The organism is Motiliproteus sediminis (assembly GCF_017912535.1).
GTDB lineage: Bacteria > Pseudomonadota > Gammaproteobacteria > Pseudomonadales > Balneatricaceae > Motiliproteus > Motiliproteus sediminis.
Genome location: NZ_JAERQK010000005.1, coordinates 169,488 through 182,709, shown reverse-complemented (window position 1 = coordinate 182,709; position 13,222 = coordinate 169,488). Strand labels below are relative to the sequence as shown.

General features: G+C 58.6%; 13 protein-coding genes. 4 read left to right on the top strand and 9 right to left on the bottom strand.

Going from position 1 to position 13,222, the window contains the following annotated elements:
• Positions 1-3: 3 nt before the first annotated feature.
• The gene (locus JJQ76_RS11370) at positions 4-507 is read left to right on the top strand and encodes a hypothetical protein (protein ID WP_210396938.1); all 504 of its coding nucleotides are present in this window, start codon (positions 4-6) and stop codon (positions 505-507) included.
• On the opposite strand, the gene JJQ76_RS11365 is transcribed toward JJQ76_RS11370, so the two are convergent.
• Positions 496-879 (bottom strand): response regulator, encoded by a 384-nt coding sequence (locus tag JJQ76_RS11365; protein ID WP_210396937.1) that lies wholly within the window; start codon positions 877-879, stop codon positions 496-498. The two genes, JJQ76_RS11370 and JJQ76_RS11365, sit on opposite strands and share 12 nt — an antisense overlap.
• Before the next feature lie 439 nt (positions 880-1,318).
• Between JJQ76_RS11365 and JJQ76_RS11360 the strand changes: the two genes are divergently transcribed.
• Positions 1,319-2,458, top strand: a complete 1,140-nt coding sequence (locus tag JJQ76_RS11360) for a helix-turn-helix transcriptional regulator (RefSeq protein WP_210396936.1) — start codon at positions 1,319-1,321, stop codon at positions 2,456-2,458.
• A 224-nt stretch (positions 2,459-2,682) separates the two neighbouring features.
• Positions 2,683-3,354 (top strand): PEP-CTERM sorting domain-containing protein, encoded by a 672-nt coding sequence (locus JJQ76_RS11355; protein WP_210396935.1) that lies wholly within the window; start codon positions 2,683-2,685, stop codon positions 3,352-3,354.
• Between the two features lie 60 nt (positions 3,355-3,414).
• On the opposite strand, the gene JJQ76_RS11350 is transcribed toward JJQ76_RS11355, so the two are convergent.
• From JJQ76_RS11350 to JJQ76_RS11320, 7 genes are all read right to left on the bottom strand, one after another.
• Positions 3,415-3,876: a MaoC family dehydratase gene (locus JJQ76_RS11350; RefSeq protein ID WP_210396934.1), complete on the bottom strand. Its 462-nt coding sequence runs from the start codon at positions 3,874-3,876 to the stop codon at positions 3,415-3,417.
• Positions 3,877-3,939: 63 nt separating this feature from the next.
• On the bottom strand, positions 3,940-4,704 hold the full coding sequence (locus tag JJQ76_RS11345; protein ID WP_210396933.1) for a 3-hydroxyacyl-CoA dehydrogenase: 765 nt from the start codon (positions 4,702-4,704) through the stop codon (positions 3,940-3,942).
• Between the two features lie 58 nt (positions 4,705-4,762).
• On the bottom strand, positions 4,763-6,691 hold the full coding sequence (locus tag JJQ76_RS11340) for a propionyl-CoA synthetase (RefSeq protein ID WP_343232529.1): 1,929 nt from the start codon (positions 6,689-6,691) through the stop codon (positions 4,763-4,765).
• Positions 6,692-6,803: 112 nt separating this feature from the next.
• The gene (gene mmsB, locus JJQ76_RS11335; RefSeq protein ID WP_210396931.1) at positions 6,804-7,694 is read right to left on the bottom strand and encodes a 3-hydroxyisobutyrate dehydrogenase; all 891 of its coding nucleotides are present in this window, start codon (positions 7,692-7,694) and stop codon (positions 6,804-6,806) included.
• A 47-nt stretch (positions 7,695-7,741) separates the two neighbouring features.
• Entirely contained in the window at positions 7,742-8,845 is a 1,104-nt protein-coding gene (locus JJQ76_RS11330; protein ID WP_210396930.1) for an enoyl-CoA hydratase/isomerase family protein, read from the bottom strand.
• Positions 8,846-8,894: 49 nt separating this feature from the next.
• Positions 8,895-9,671: an enoyl-CoA hydratase gene (locus tag JJQ76_RS11325; protein WP_210396929.1), complete on the bottom strand. Its 777-nt coding sequence runs from the start codon at positions 9,669-9,671 to the stop codon at positions 8,895-8,897.
• Positions 9,672-9,682: 11 nt separating this feature from the next.
• Complete coding sequence (locus JJQ76_RS11320; RefSeq protein WP_210396928.1) at positions 9,683-10,840, bottom strand: acyl-CoA dehydrogenase family protein; 1,158 nt, start codon at positions 10,838-10,840, stop codon at positions 9,683-9,685.
• Between the two features lie 192 nt (positions 10,841-11,032).
• On the opposite strand from JJQ76_RS11320, the gene JJQ76_RS11315 reads away from it, so the two are divergent.
• Positions 11,033-11,923, top strand: a complete 891-nt coding sequence (locus JJQ76_RS11315; RefSeq protein ID WP_210396927.1) for an AraC family transcriptional regulator — start codon at positions 11,033-11,035, stop codon at positions 11,921-11,923.
• Between the two features lie 48 nt (positions 11,924-11,971).
• On the opposite strand, the gene JJQ76_RS11310 is transcribed toward JJQ76_RS11315, so the two are convergent.
• On the bottom strand, positions 11,972-13,153 hold the full coding sequence (locus JJQ76_RS11310; protein WP_210396926.1) for an acetyl-CoA C-acyltransferase: 1,182 nt from the start codon (positions 13,151-13,153) through the stop codon (positions 11,972-11,974).
• Positions 13,154-13,222 lie beyond the last annotated feature (69 nt).

Sequence of the window (13,222 nt, the reverse complement as noted above, 5' to 3'; positions counted from 1 at the left end):
GCCGTGGCGATTTTGCCTCGCTGGCGACGAGACCCCGCCAAAGTAGTGATCTGGGAGCTACTGTTACTGGCGCTCGCCGCTAAACCGTTCAGTGCATTCCTGCCACCACTCCATGCCCCTCTGCCCAACCTGTGCTGCGCCCTCACACTGGCTCTGATCACTCTCGATGCAGCCACCGGCCGTTCGGCAGCAATGAAGGCCGGGCTGCCGATACTGCTGAGCGGTCTGATACTGTCAGGGCTGACCATCGGCGGGGGTGGTTTCACCCAGTGGCTGCTGCCGATAACTCTGGGATTGGCAATCATAGTATTCAGCTGGCGCGAATGGCAGCGACGCCCCGGGGCGGGCTGGATACTGCTTGGACTGGTCGGTTGGCTGGTGGTAGAGGTCGGCTATATGCCGACCTCTGGAGAGTGGCCCGCTTTGGCGTTAGGACTGCTTTCGTTGTCGTGCTTTGTGCTCGCGGTCAACAAGCAGCTGCGTTTAACCTCCGCCTCAGGCGGATAACGCCAACGCTTCAGCAATCGTATTGCGCAGCTCGGTCGAACACCAAGGCTTCTCCAGCTTACGCCAGGACGCATCCGAAACCGGATGCTGGGCCTGCTCCTCTTCCAGATAACCGGACAAGGTAATCAGAACCGCCTGTGGCTGCAGGGCCGCCGCTTGGCGCAAAAACTCCCGCCCGTCCATCTGCGGCATACAGAGATCCGACAAAATCACATCCACCGGCCGGTGCTGTAGCAGGTTCAATGCATCCAGAGGCCGGGTAAAGGTGTGGATTTCGCACCCCTGCTGAGTCAATTCACGCTGCAACGCTTTGAGTACATTGGCATCGTCGTCCAGCAGCACCAGGGTTTTGGTGACAGACTGTGTGTTCATCGGCCCTCTCTCCATGCCTGACTAATGCACGCAGCTTACGTCAGCACGGCCATGAGAACGATGAGCTATGTCAATATGAACATTCGTTAATGCAACGAATGTCGCAATTGACACTAATTACTGACATGAATCAGCTTCACCACTGCGCTTCAAAAAGTGATTGATCACGTAGCTCAATACCAACTCATCACGCTGATTCAAAACCTCAGCATCGCCAAAACGCGCTTTCCTGCGCTCACCCAACACGACAGCATGGTTCACGACAGAGCGGCCGCCACGACTAGAGTTGATGTAATACACTCGCAATTCAGCAGCCGATTACATCAGAAAAAACTTAATTAAATTAGTGAATTGACCATCACCAAGCCCCGCGACTAAGCTGCGAAGAGCTGGCCCGACAAGGATGTTTGATAATAACGCGGGCCGGCCGGGAGCTTTCATGGACGACCTCAAGCCACTACTCGACTGCATTGCAACGATCTATGCCGGTCCAGGCAGCGATGCCAACTGGCGCAATAGCGTGGCCGAAGTAGCCCAACTTTGCGGCGCAAAAACAGGAGCTTACTTTTCGGTCAACGCCGAAACCCTAACCACGGAAGTGAGCGCCCATCATGGGTATCAGGCAGACGACTACGATCTCTACACCAACGGTTACGGCGCAAAACACGACATCCGCTTTCAATACATGCACAACCTGATCCCCGGACAGGTTTTTCGCGAGTTCGAATTCGTCACCGATGAAGAGGGCTACCGCAACAGCAAATGGATCCAGTTCCAACAGGAACGATACGGGGTGTATTGGTGTATGAGTGCCCAGGTCAGCACCCACCGACTGTGGCGCGACTTTATCGCCGTCAACCGGCTTGAATCCCTGGGGCCGCATACAGACGAAGAGAAAGAGACCCTCGGGCTGATCCTCCCGCACCTCTCACGCGCGGCCGAACTCCACCGCACCGTGACTCAGCTGGAAAGTCGCTATGGCGCGGTACTCAGTGTGCTGGACAAGCTGCTGGTGGGTTTGGTTCTGCTTGATCGCCAAGGACGTGTCGTGGTGAGTAACGAAGCGGCGCGGCGGATTATGGAGGCAACCGGCGCATTCACTGTCTCCCCTCAGGGGCGGCTGGAGCTACCTTCCGCCAGCAAAAGCGCAGAACTGGCACAATTGATCGCCGCCACCGGAGAAACCGCCGAGGGCGAAAACAGACAGGCCGGAAAACAGCTGGTGATTCCGAAACGCAGCCAGCTAGGTTACCTGCTATTGGAAGCAATGCCGCTGCGGGACGACGGTTTCAGCGACCGTGACAATGTCCGCGGCACCGCCCTGTTCGTAATTGATCCCGAGCAGAGCGAAATCATCTCAACCCGCGCGTTGGTCACTATCTTCGAGTTAACCTCCGCCGAAGCTGACATCACCGAGCAACTGGTCGGCGGCGCATCGGTTGACCAGATCGCCGAGCAGCGCCGCTCCAGCCCTCAAACCGTGCGCACCCAACTGAAACAGGTTTTCGCTAAAACGGGCGCCCGTTCGCAAGCAGACCTGGTGCGTTTGGCGCTGAAGGCCAAGCCTCCCATCAAATAAGCTGCGTCTTATGTATACCCCATTTGGGGGTGACGGGCTTATAGCCGTCTTCCTCTTGAACGCCCTCAATATCATCTCACTCTGATATAAATAAAACAAATAAATTCCTGAAATGAATAGCAAAAAGCAGAAATGGCATCGCAAATGCTTTGAGACTGGTGTCAGCAGAAGTAGAGCTGTCCGGATTCAGATGATGGAGTGGAAAATAAACTGAGGGAAACACTATGAAACCAATACGAGCACTTGGACTTGCCGCCCTGCTGTCAGGATGGTCGCCGTTCTCAATAGCGGTAGCAATAGATGCAACCTACGATGCCATCGGCGCACTGGTGTCAGGCCCCTTTACCGGAATTAGCGTGAGCAGTACCGATTTAAATGGCTTGAATACCACTGGGATCTATGGGATGGACCTTGTTTTCGATAGCGGCTCAAGCTATCTGAGCACCGGTAGTATTGGCCCGGAGCTGGCAATATTCGATGTGTTACTGAGCGTCGAAGTAGACGCCTTTCCTGGTGGCACTGGATTTATGCCGGCCTCATCTGGCTTTTTATTTGGTGATTCAATGCAGCCCGTTGGCGGTGTTGAGCCGGGCTCATTCGGTTCTAACACAGCCAATTTCATTACCTTCGGAGCTTCATTCAACGCACCGGAAAATACCGATATCTACGGTCTTCACCTAGATCTAGATTTCTCTAGCTTCAACCCGAGCCGAACTATTGTGAGGTCTCTTTTAAGCTTCGCCCTGCGTAACTCTAACGATATAGGTCCACTCGAATTCATTGCCGCGCCACAGGAGCCGCCCAGTGATCCCGCGCAAGTCCCCGAACCAGGTACGCTTGCACTATTTGGTCTCGGTCTGCTCGGTCTTAGTCGAATCCCTCGTCGTACTAACTAGACATCGCAAGCAGCATGAGAAGCCCGCAAGGGCTTCTCATGCTCTTTCACCGAGCCTCAATCAGCAAGCGGATTCGCTTCGGCGCTTCAGAAAGTGATTGATCACGTAGCTCAATACCAACTCATCGCGCTGGTTCATCACCTCGTAGCGCAGGCGCAGGATGCCACGGTCCGGCTTGGACCTTGAGGGTTTGGTCTCCAGCACTTCTAGCCGGGTGTGAATGGTGTCGCCGGGGCGCACCGGCGCCAGCCAGCGCAGCTCATCGATGCCGGGCGAGCCCATACTGGAATCGCGCAGGATGCCACTCTGGATAAATAATCGAAAGCTCAGCGCCAGGGTCTGAAAGCCGCTGGCAATCAAGCCGCCGAATAGCGACTGCTCCGCAGCCGGCAGGTCCAGGTGAAAAGGCTGCGGATCGTACTTAAGCGCAAAATCGATCACTTCGCTCTCGGTCAGGGTCACGGCGGGGGTTTCAAGTACCTCCCCGATGGTGAAGTCATCCAGATAACGCTGCGGAATCATAAAGGCTCCTCGCAAAGCAAAAAAACGGAGCCACCAGTGACTCCGTCAAAAGGGCTTCAGCAATTACTTTGGTTCCATCCGGATCGCGCCATCCAGCCGGATGGTTTCTCCGTTGAGGTATGGGTTATCGATGATGTGAGCACAAAGGGAGGCGTATTCGGTCGGTTCGCCGAAACGCTTGGGATTCTGCACCATGGCGATCAGCGGATCACGCACTTCGTCCGGCATGGCTTTCATCATCGGGGTATCGAAGATGCCGGGTGCAATGGTCATGATGCGGATGCCGTTACGGGCCAGATCGCGCGCGATCGGCAGCGTCATGCCCGCGACACCGGCCTTGGAGGCCGCGTAGGCCGCCTGCCCCATCTGGCCGTCAAACGCCGCCACCGAGGCGGTGTTGATGATCACCCCGCGCTCGCCGTTTTCCGGCTCATTGGCCGCCATCTTCTCCGCCGCCAGACGCAGTACGTTGAAGGTGCCGATCAGGTTGATGTTGATCACCTGGGCAAAACGCTCCAGCGGCAGGGCTCCATCGCGCCCCACCACCTTGCCAGGCGTAGCCACACCGGCGCAGTTAATGCACACATGGATGGCACCGAACTTGGCCATGACCGCAGCAATACCGGCCTCGACCGACTCAGCGCTGGTTACATCCACCTTGACGAACAGGCTGTCGGCACCGAGCTGGTCCTCCAACGCACTACCCGCCTCTTCATTGAGATCGAAGGCGGCGATCCGCGCCCCCTGAGCGGCCAGCTGTTGACAGGTGACCAGTCCCAAGCCTGATGCACCGCCGGTAACCACTACCACTTTATCTTGTAACTGCATAACAACCTCTGTTGATTCAAACGACAGGGCTGCCCGGAGCAACCCTGCGGGTCCGGCGTTAACGGCCGACGCCGGCACCTTTCATGGTTTCGGTAATTTCCGGCAGAATGCTTTCGTCGTCGATGGTCGAGGGCATCGCGTACTCCTCCTGGTCGGCAATCTTGCGCAGGATAGCGCGCAGAATCTTGCCTGAGCGGGTCTTGGGCAAGCGCTGCACCACCACCGCCTTGCGGAAGCACGCCAGCGGCCCTACTTCAGCGCGTACCAATGCAACCAGCTCTTGCTCCAGTTCGCCCTCATCGATCTCAACCCCCTGCTTCAGGACCACCAACCCGACCGGCACATGGCCCTTCATCTCGTCGGCCACAGCAATCACCGCGCACTCGGCCACCGCTGGATTCTTGGCGATCACCTCTTCCATCTCGCCGGTGCTGAGGCGATGACCGGATACGTTGATCACGTCATCGGTGCGCCCGGTAATGTAGACATAACCGTCCTTGTCCTTAAAGCCGCCGTCTCCGGTATGGTAATAACCGGGAAAAGCGCTGAGGTAGGATTCCTGGAAGCGCTGCGGATTGTTCCAGATGGTCTGCGCCACTCCCGGCGGCATCGGCAAGCGGGCAACGATATTGCCGTGCTGGTCGGCCCCCAATGCGTTACCCGCCGGATCGAGTACCTGAATGTCAAAGCCAGGCACCGGCACACAGGTGGAGCCCATCCGCGTTGCCACCGGCTCCACCCCCATCAGCGGGGCCGTCATCGGCCAACCGGTTTCGGTCTGCCACCAGTGGTCGATCACCGGTACGCCCAGCAGCTCATCCAGCCAGCTATAGGTCGAGGAGTCGAGTTTTTCGCCCGCCACAAACAACCAGCGCAGGCTGGAAAGGTCGTACTTCTTGGCCAACGCGCCCTCCGGGTCCTCTTTGCGGATAGCACGGAAAGCAGTCGGGGCGGCAAACATGGAGTTCACCTTGTACTCGTCGATTACCCGCCAGAAGGCACCGGCATCGGGTGAACGGATCGGCTTGCCTTCATAGAAGATAGCGCTGCAACCGCCCATCAGCGGGCCATAAACGATAAAGGAGTGACCCACCACCCAGCCGATATCTGACGCGCCCCACCAGACGTCACCGGCGTTCATGCCATAGACGTTGCGCAGCGCGTACATCAGCGCTACGGCGTGGCTGCCGTTGTCGCGCACGATCCCCTTAGGCTTGCCGGTGGTGCCGGAGGTGTAGAGGATGTAGAGCGGATGGGTCGATTCCACCGCAACGCAATCGGCGTACCTGCCCCCCTCCTGAAACTGCTGCCAGTCCAGATCGCGGCCCGGTTGCATCGCCGCCTTGGCCATCGGCCGCTGCAGCACCACACAATGATCAGGCTTGTGTGTCGCCAGTTCAAACGCCTGGTCCACCAGCGGCTTGTACTCGATCACTTTGTCGAATTCGATACCACAAGAGGCGGTGATCACCATTTTTGGCTCGGCGTCATCGATTCGGATCGCCAGTTCGTTGGGCGCAAAGCCACCAAACACCACAGAATGAATCGCCCCCAGGCGCGCGCAGGCAAGCATCGCCACCGCCGCTTCCGGCACCATCGGCATGTAGATCACCACCCGGTCGCCCTTTTCGATTCCTTGCGCCTTGAGGGCCCCGGCGTAGCGTTTCACATCGGCCAGCAACTGGTTGTAACTGATGGCGCGTTTGCTGCCGGTGGCGGGAGAGTCGTAGTAGAGCGCCACCTGCTCCCCGCGCCCCTGCTCAACGTTGTAGTCGAGCGCCAGATAACAGCTGTTGAGTTCACCGTCGGCGAACCAGCGGTGGGTGCCGTAATCGGCTTCGGTCAGGATCTGCCGTGGCTGCTTGTACCAGGCGATCGCGTCGGCCTGGGTCGCCCAGAACTGCTCTTTATTCTGTAAAGACTGTTGGTACTGGTCCTGATACCCCATGCGAACACTCTCCTTATTATTGTTATCACTGCCATCAATTGGCCAATGCGTAATTACGCTAACGTAAACGGCACTCTAGGCCGCAAAAAAATGCCCCGCAAGGGGCATTTCAATTCGTTACATTTCAGCCCACGGCGCACGTATTCGCGCCTCAGTTTTTACGCTCGAACAGGCGAAATACGCTGGAGAAATCCAGTCGACCGTTGCCCTGCGACTGATGTAGATTGAACAAGCCGCGGGCAGCAGACCCCATCGGCACCGGCGAGCCGCTGCTCTGACTCGCTTCCATTGCCAATCCGAGGTCTTTGCACATCAGGTCGGTCATAAAGCCGCCCTCGTAATTACGGCTGGCGGCGGAACCTTCCTGCACCCCGGGTACCGGATTGTAGACCTCCAGCGACCAATTGCGGCCGGAGCTCTTGAGCATGATCTCCGACAGCACCGCCGGATCCAGGCCGTTGTTGATACCCAGGTTCAATGCCTCGGCGGTACCCGCCATATGGATCGCCAGCAGCATGTTGTTGCAGGCCTTGGCCACCTGCCCGGCACCGCTGTCGCCAGCGTGAAAAATGTTCTGCCCCATGCACTCCAGCACCGGCTTGGCCTTGGCGAAGGCCGCATCGGAACCACCCACCATAAACGCCAACGTACCCGCCGCGGCCCCGGCTACCCCGCCGGAAACCGGTGCATCGACAAACTCGATGCACCGGTCTTTTGCCGCCTGGGCCAGCTTACGAGCGGTATCGGCATCGATGGTGCTGCTGTCGATTACCAGACAGTTGCTACCCACCCGGTCCAGCAAAGCATCGCCGCTGACCAGCACCGATTCCACGTGCTTGCCGGCTGGCAGCATGGTGATCAGATACTCTACCCCTTCGGCCGCTTCGATGGCCGAACTCGCCGCCACGGCACCCGCCTCAACGGCGTGCTCCAACGCCGCCGGCGACAGGTCGAATACGTGCACCTCGTGACCGTTCTTCACCAGATTGGCGGCCATCGGCCCGCCCATATTGCCCAAACCTACGAATGCGATTTTTGCCATGTTGTTCACCTTATTGTTGTTCTGTTGACGAATCCCTGCGGTTGCAGTTACCCCAGTACCGGTCGCCCCGACGGCCAGGGCGATACAAACAGCGCGTCGATCCAGTCATGATCTACCTCCGCCAGCGACTTGAAGCGCCAGCCCGGTTTGCCATCCTTGTCGATCAACAGCGCACGCACCCCTTCGGCCATCTCGCCAGCACGAGTACAGTTCACCGACAGGTCGAGTTCACTTTCAAACACCTGCAGCAACGACAGATGTTTGCCGCGGCGCAGCTGTTTGAAAATAATGGCCATTGCCGCCGGACTGCCGTGTCTGACCGCCGCCTGCGCTTTCTGCAACCACCGGTCGTCGCTCTCCAGCGCCAGAATCGCGTCCACGATATCAGCCAGTTCATAGTGGTCCATCAACGCCGCAATCTGGTCGAAGTGGGTCAGCACGTTGGATTCGGGCAGCACAGCCATGGATTGCTGCTCCAGCGCCCGCAATACGGTGTTTACCCCGTGGTGCAGTTCGCTCAGCCCTTCGCCCCAATCATGCCCCCGCAGTAGTTCGATCAGCGCCTCTTTGTGGCTGCTGTGGATGAAACGGTCGCCCAGCCCCACGTAACGGCAGTCAGCGGCATTGAGCTGGCTGGCGGTCAGTCCCAGGAATAAGCCGACCCGGCCGGGCATATGGTTGAGAAACCAGGTGCCGCCGACATCAGGATAGAGGCCGATGCTGACTTCAGGCATCGCAATGCGGGAGGTTTCAGTGACCACCCGATAGTTGGCGCCGGCCATCAGCCCCAGACCGCCCCCCATGACGATACCGCTGCCCCAGACGATAAAGGGTTTGGCGAAGGTATGAATGGCGTAGTCGAGCCGGTACTCCTCGGTAAAGAAGGTCTCGCAGAAACCGGCTTCGCCCTCGCCCACCATACCGAGATACAGATTGCGTATATCACCACCGGCGCAAAAAGCCTTGGAGCCGGCACCATCCAGAATCACCGCAGCGACGCTGTCGTCCTGCTCCCACTCAGCCAACTTTGGCGTCAGCTGGCGGATCATCTCCAGGGTCAGGGCATTCAGGCTTTTCTCGGAATTCAGCGTGGCCTGAATGATGCGCTTGCCGTTACGCGCCAGAAATTCGTTAAACAGTACGGCCGTCATGGGTGTCTCCTTGCACTCGGTTTCTTAGCTGCCGGTGGATACCGATATCTCAGCGATTCTTCCATTCGGGCTTACGTTTCTCGAGAAACGCATTGACGCCCTCCTTCTGGTCTTCGGTATGGAACAGATCCACAAACAGCTCGCGTTCGGCGGGCAGTGTCTGCGCGTTGTTACGCTGATGGTTTAACTGAATCAGGGTTTTGCAGGCTGCCACCGACGACGGGCTTTGCTCGGCCACCTGCGCTGCCAGCGCCAATGCCCGGTCCAGAGCGCCGCCCTGAGGCACGACCTCTTCCACCAGACCGATCTCCAGCGCTTTATCTGCTTTAACCCGTTCACCGCAAAGGATCAGCCGCTTGGCCCAGGCCATGCTGGTCAGGTTGAGCAGATTCTGGGTACCGCCGGCGCAGGGCAGCAGCCCCACTTTGGCTTCCGGCAGTGCCATCTGCGCCTGCTCTTCCGCAACCCGCAGATCACAGGCCAACGCCACTTCCAGACCGCCGCCCATGGCGAAGCCGTTGATGGCTGCGATCGAAACGCCGCGGAACTGGCTCAACGCCTCAAACGCTTCACCGAAGTAGCGTGACATGTTGCGCGCCACACCAAAATCGCCGTCAGCAAACAGGTTCAAGTCAGCACCGGCGGAGAAGAATTTCTCGCCCTGGCCGGTGATCACCAGTGCGTAAACGTCACGATCCTCATTGAGATCAGCAACCGTTGACTTAAGCTCCTTCAAACTCGCCTCAGTCCAGGTATTGGCCGGCGGATTGTTCATGGTCAGCAGCGCAACATGGCCGCGCTTTTCCAGTAAAATTTTGTCACTCATCAGCGGTCTCCTTATACGATACGGGCGGCATCGGTCATCAACAGACGGCGGGCGATAATGACCCGCATGATTTCGTTGGTGCCTTCGAGAATGCGGTGTACCCGGGTATCGCGTACAAAACGCTCCATCGGATACTCTTTGATATAGCCGTTGCCGCCATACAACTGCAGCGCCCCGTCACACACCTTGAAGCCGATATCGGTGGCGTAGCGTTTGGCCATGGCGCAGTAGGTGGTCTTGTCGGCATCATCGTGGTCGAGCTTGAACGCCGCCAAACGCACCAGTTGACGCGCCGCCACCAGCTCGGTGGCCAGATCCGCCAACTCAAACTGCAGCCCCTGGAACTGCCCCAGCTCGCGCCCGAACTGCTTGCGCTCGTGCAGATAATCCATGGCGTTGTTAAGTGCCTGCTGAGCGGTACCCAGAGAGCAGGTAGCGATATTGATCCGCCCGCCATCGAGACCTTTCATGGCGAACTTAAAGCCCTCACCCTCTTCGCCAAGCCGGCAAGACGCCGGAATCCGCACATCTTCGAAGGTGATCATGCGGGTCGGCTGGCTGTTCCAGCCCATCTTGTCCTCTTTACGGCCGTAGCTGATACCCGGCAGCTTGGCGTCTACCGCAAAGGCAGAGATACCCGCGGCACCTTCACCACCGGTACGCGCCATGACCACCAGCACATCGGTGGAGCCGGCACCGGAGATAAAGCACTTGCTGCCGTTAAGGATGTAGTCGTCGCCGTCGCGGCGGGCGCTGGTTTTCAGTGAAGCGGCATCAGAACCGGCGTTGGGCTCGGTCAGACAGTAGGAGCCGAGCAGCTCGCCGGTGACCAGACTCGGGCACCACTTTTCGATAGTTTCAGCGTTACCAAAGGAGCCGATCATCCAGGACACCATGTTGTGAATGGTGAGGAACGCGGTGGTCGAGGTACAGCCCATCGCCAACTGCTCGAAGATAATATGGGCATCCATACGGGTCAGCCCCATACCACCCGCTTCTTCCGGGGTGTAGATGGCGCAGAATCCCAGCTCACCGGCCTTTTGCAACACCTCGACGGGAAAGATCGCTTGCTGATCCCACTCCGCCGCGTTGGGCGCCAGCTCCTGTTCGGCAAATGCCCGCGCCGCTTCGGCGAAGGCGATCTGGTCTTCAGTCAGATTGAAATCCATAACGCGTTCTCTTCTGTTGTCTTGTTCTTATGGTTATCAGCCTGCACCACCCCACGGCCTGACCCGTTATTGTGGCAGCACACCCCTTTAGATGCTGTCATTGAAGCACAGCACCGCCATCGCCCGGATTGATAAAATTGCCCGAATGATGGACTATCTTGTCATCTGGCTACGATCAAAGGCCCTCTTTTTGTGAGCACCCCATCCAGTTGGCCCCTGCCACCGCACAGCACCCGTTACGTGGTGCCCCGCGCCCTGGTGCGCCAGTTGCAGCAGCACCCCATCAGCCAGGAGCTTTACCCCCTTGGCACAGGACACTATCTGCAAGCGCGCGGCCATCACATGGATCGCGACAGTCATGACGACTACCTGCTGATCTACTGCGTCGATGGCAGCGGCTGGCTCCGCGTCGGGGCACAGACTTTCGAGGTCGAAGCAGGCCACCTGCTGATCCTTCCCAAAGGGCTGGCGCACGCATACGCGGCCAGCGACACCCAGCCATGGACCATCTACTGGGTCCATTTCGATGGTCGCCTGGCAGAGCAGTTCTGCCTCAATCTGGCGGTCCGCTACGAGCGCCCGCTGATGCAGGTGGGTCGTAACGCCAAGCTGACGGCCGACTTCGACAGCCTGCTGCAGGTCAGGCGCAGCGGTTACCAACTACGCCCGCTGCTGCATACCGCCAACCAACTGCGACAGATCCTCAGCTACGCTGCGTTGCTGCGAACCGCCCCGTCAAACCAGCCGGGGTTCGACCTCGATCTGATCCACAGTCATATGCAAGCCAACCTGCACCGCCAGCTGGATCTCGACAACCTGGCCGCGCTGGCCAACCTGTCCAAATACCACTTCGCCAAGCGTTATAAGGCACTGACCGGCACCAGCCCGATCAATCACTTTATCAACCTCAAGATCGAACACTCCTGCCAACTGCTGGATCTGGGTGTGCAGACCATCAGCGAGATCGGCTACGCCGTCGGCTATGATGACGCCTATTATTTCTCTCGCATCTTCAAGAAGGTGATGGGCATATCCCCCACCGCCTACCGCAAGCTGCGGCTGGGGGCTTGGCCTGATTATTAGTCCCCAAGCCAGCGACCCGATCTGGATTATGTTGCGGTGATCGCCGGCTTACAGCAGCTCCACCGCGACCGCGGTCGCCTCACCACCACCAATGCAGAGCGACGCCACCCCGCGCTTCAACCCCTGATGCTTGAGGGCGTAAAGCAGGGTCACCAGAATCCTCGACCCGGAGGAACCGATCGGGTGCCCTAGTGCACAGGCGCCCCCATGAATGTTGACCTTGTCTGCATCCAGCCCCAGCTCCTGCTGGGCCAACATGGTGACTACCGCAAAGGCCTCGTTGATCTCATAAAGATCGACATCGTCTTTACTCCAGCCACAGCGCTCCAGCAGTTTGGTGATGGCGCCGATAGGCGCTATGGTAAATTCGGCCGGCTTTTGCGCGTGAGTGGAGTGACCGACGATACGCGCCAGCGGTTGCACCCCCCGTCGGCTCGCTTCTGCTGCACTCATCAACAACAGCGCTGATCCGCCGTCAGAGATGGAGCTGGAGTTGGCGGCCGTAACGGTGCCATCGCTCTTAAACGCCGGACGCAGATCTCGAATCTTGTCGATCCGTGCATTGCCCGGCTGCTCGTCGGTATCCACCAGCAACTCGCCCTTGCGCCCCTTGATGCTGACCGGCGCGATTTCGGCTTTGAAATCACCCTTCTCAATGGCTGCCAATGCTTTGGTCAGCGAAGCGATGGCAAAATCGTCCATCGCTTCGCGGGTCACCCCGTACTGGTCCGCCGTCGCCTGGGCAAAGCTGCCCATCAGACCGCCCTCATAAGCGTCTTCCAGACCGTCAAAGAACATGGAGTCAATCACCTGCCCATGCCCCATCCGCATCCCGGTGCGGGCCTTGGGCAGCAGGTAAGGCGACAGGCTCATGCTCTCCATCCCCCCGGCCACCATAACAGCGGCGCTTCCTGCCTTGATCTGGTCGTGCGCCAGCATCACCGCCTTCATGCCAGAACCACACATCTTGTTGATGGTGGTGCAGCCGGCGGCCAGCGGCAGTCCAGCGCCCAACGCTGCCTGACGCGCCGGCGCCTGCCCCTGACCAGCGGGCAGCACGCAGCCCATGACCACCTCATCGACATCATCGGCGGCAAGCCCGGCACGCTCAACCACTGCGGCGATAGCGGCCGCCCCCAGATCCGGCGCACGCACACTACTCAAGACCCCTTGTAACCCCCCCATAGGGGTACGGGCAGCGGCAACAATCACAATATCCTGGTCAGCCATCTCAACTCTCTCTTAATCTTCTGTATCGATGCGGTCGCTTGATAACCTGCCACATCGACAAGTGCCGTT

Bases quoted from the DNA above. Each gene is read 5' to 3' on its own strand.
- JJQ76_RS11330 (WP_210396930.1), bottom strand. From the start codon at position 8,845: ATGACGGCCGTACTGTTTAACGAATTTCTGGCGCGTAACGGCAAGCGC.
- JJQ76_RS11350 (WP_210396934.1), bottom strand. From the start codon at position 3,876: ATGATTCCGCAGCGTTATCTGGATGACTTCACCATCGGGGAGGTACTT.
- JJQ76_RS11355 (WP_210396935.1), top strand. From the start codon at position 2,683: ATGAAACCAATACGAGCACTTGGACTTGCCGCCCTGCTGTCAGGATGG.
- JJQ76_RS11360 (WP_210396936.1), top strand. From the start codon at position 1,319: ATGGACGACCTCAAGCCACTACTCGACTGCATTGCAACGATCTATGCC.
- mmsB (WP_210396931.1), bottom strand. From the start codon at position 7,694: ATGGCAAAAATCGCATTCGTAGGTTTGGGCAATATGGGCGGGCCGATG.
- JJQ76_RS11310 (WP_210396926.1), bottom strand. From the start codon at position 13,153: ATGGCTGACCAGGATATTGTGATTGTTGCCGCTGCCCGTACCCCTATG.
- JJQ76_RS11325 (WP_210396929.1), bottom strand. From the start codon at position 9,671: ATGAGTGACAAAATTTTACTGGAAAAGCGCGGCCATGTTGCGCTGCTG.
- JJQ76_RS11320 (WP_210396928.1), bottom strand. From the start codon at position 10,840: ATGGATTTCAATCTGACTGAAGACCAGATCGCCTTCGCCGAAGCGGCG.
- JJQ76_RS11345 (WP_210396933.1), bottom strand. From the start codon at position 4,704: ATGCAGTTACAAGATAAAGTGGTAGTGGTTACCGGCGGTGCATCAGGC.
- JJQ76_RS11365 (WP_210396937.1), bottom strand. From the start codon at position 879: ATGAACACACAGTCTGTCACCAAAACCCTGGTGCTGCTGGACGACGAT.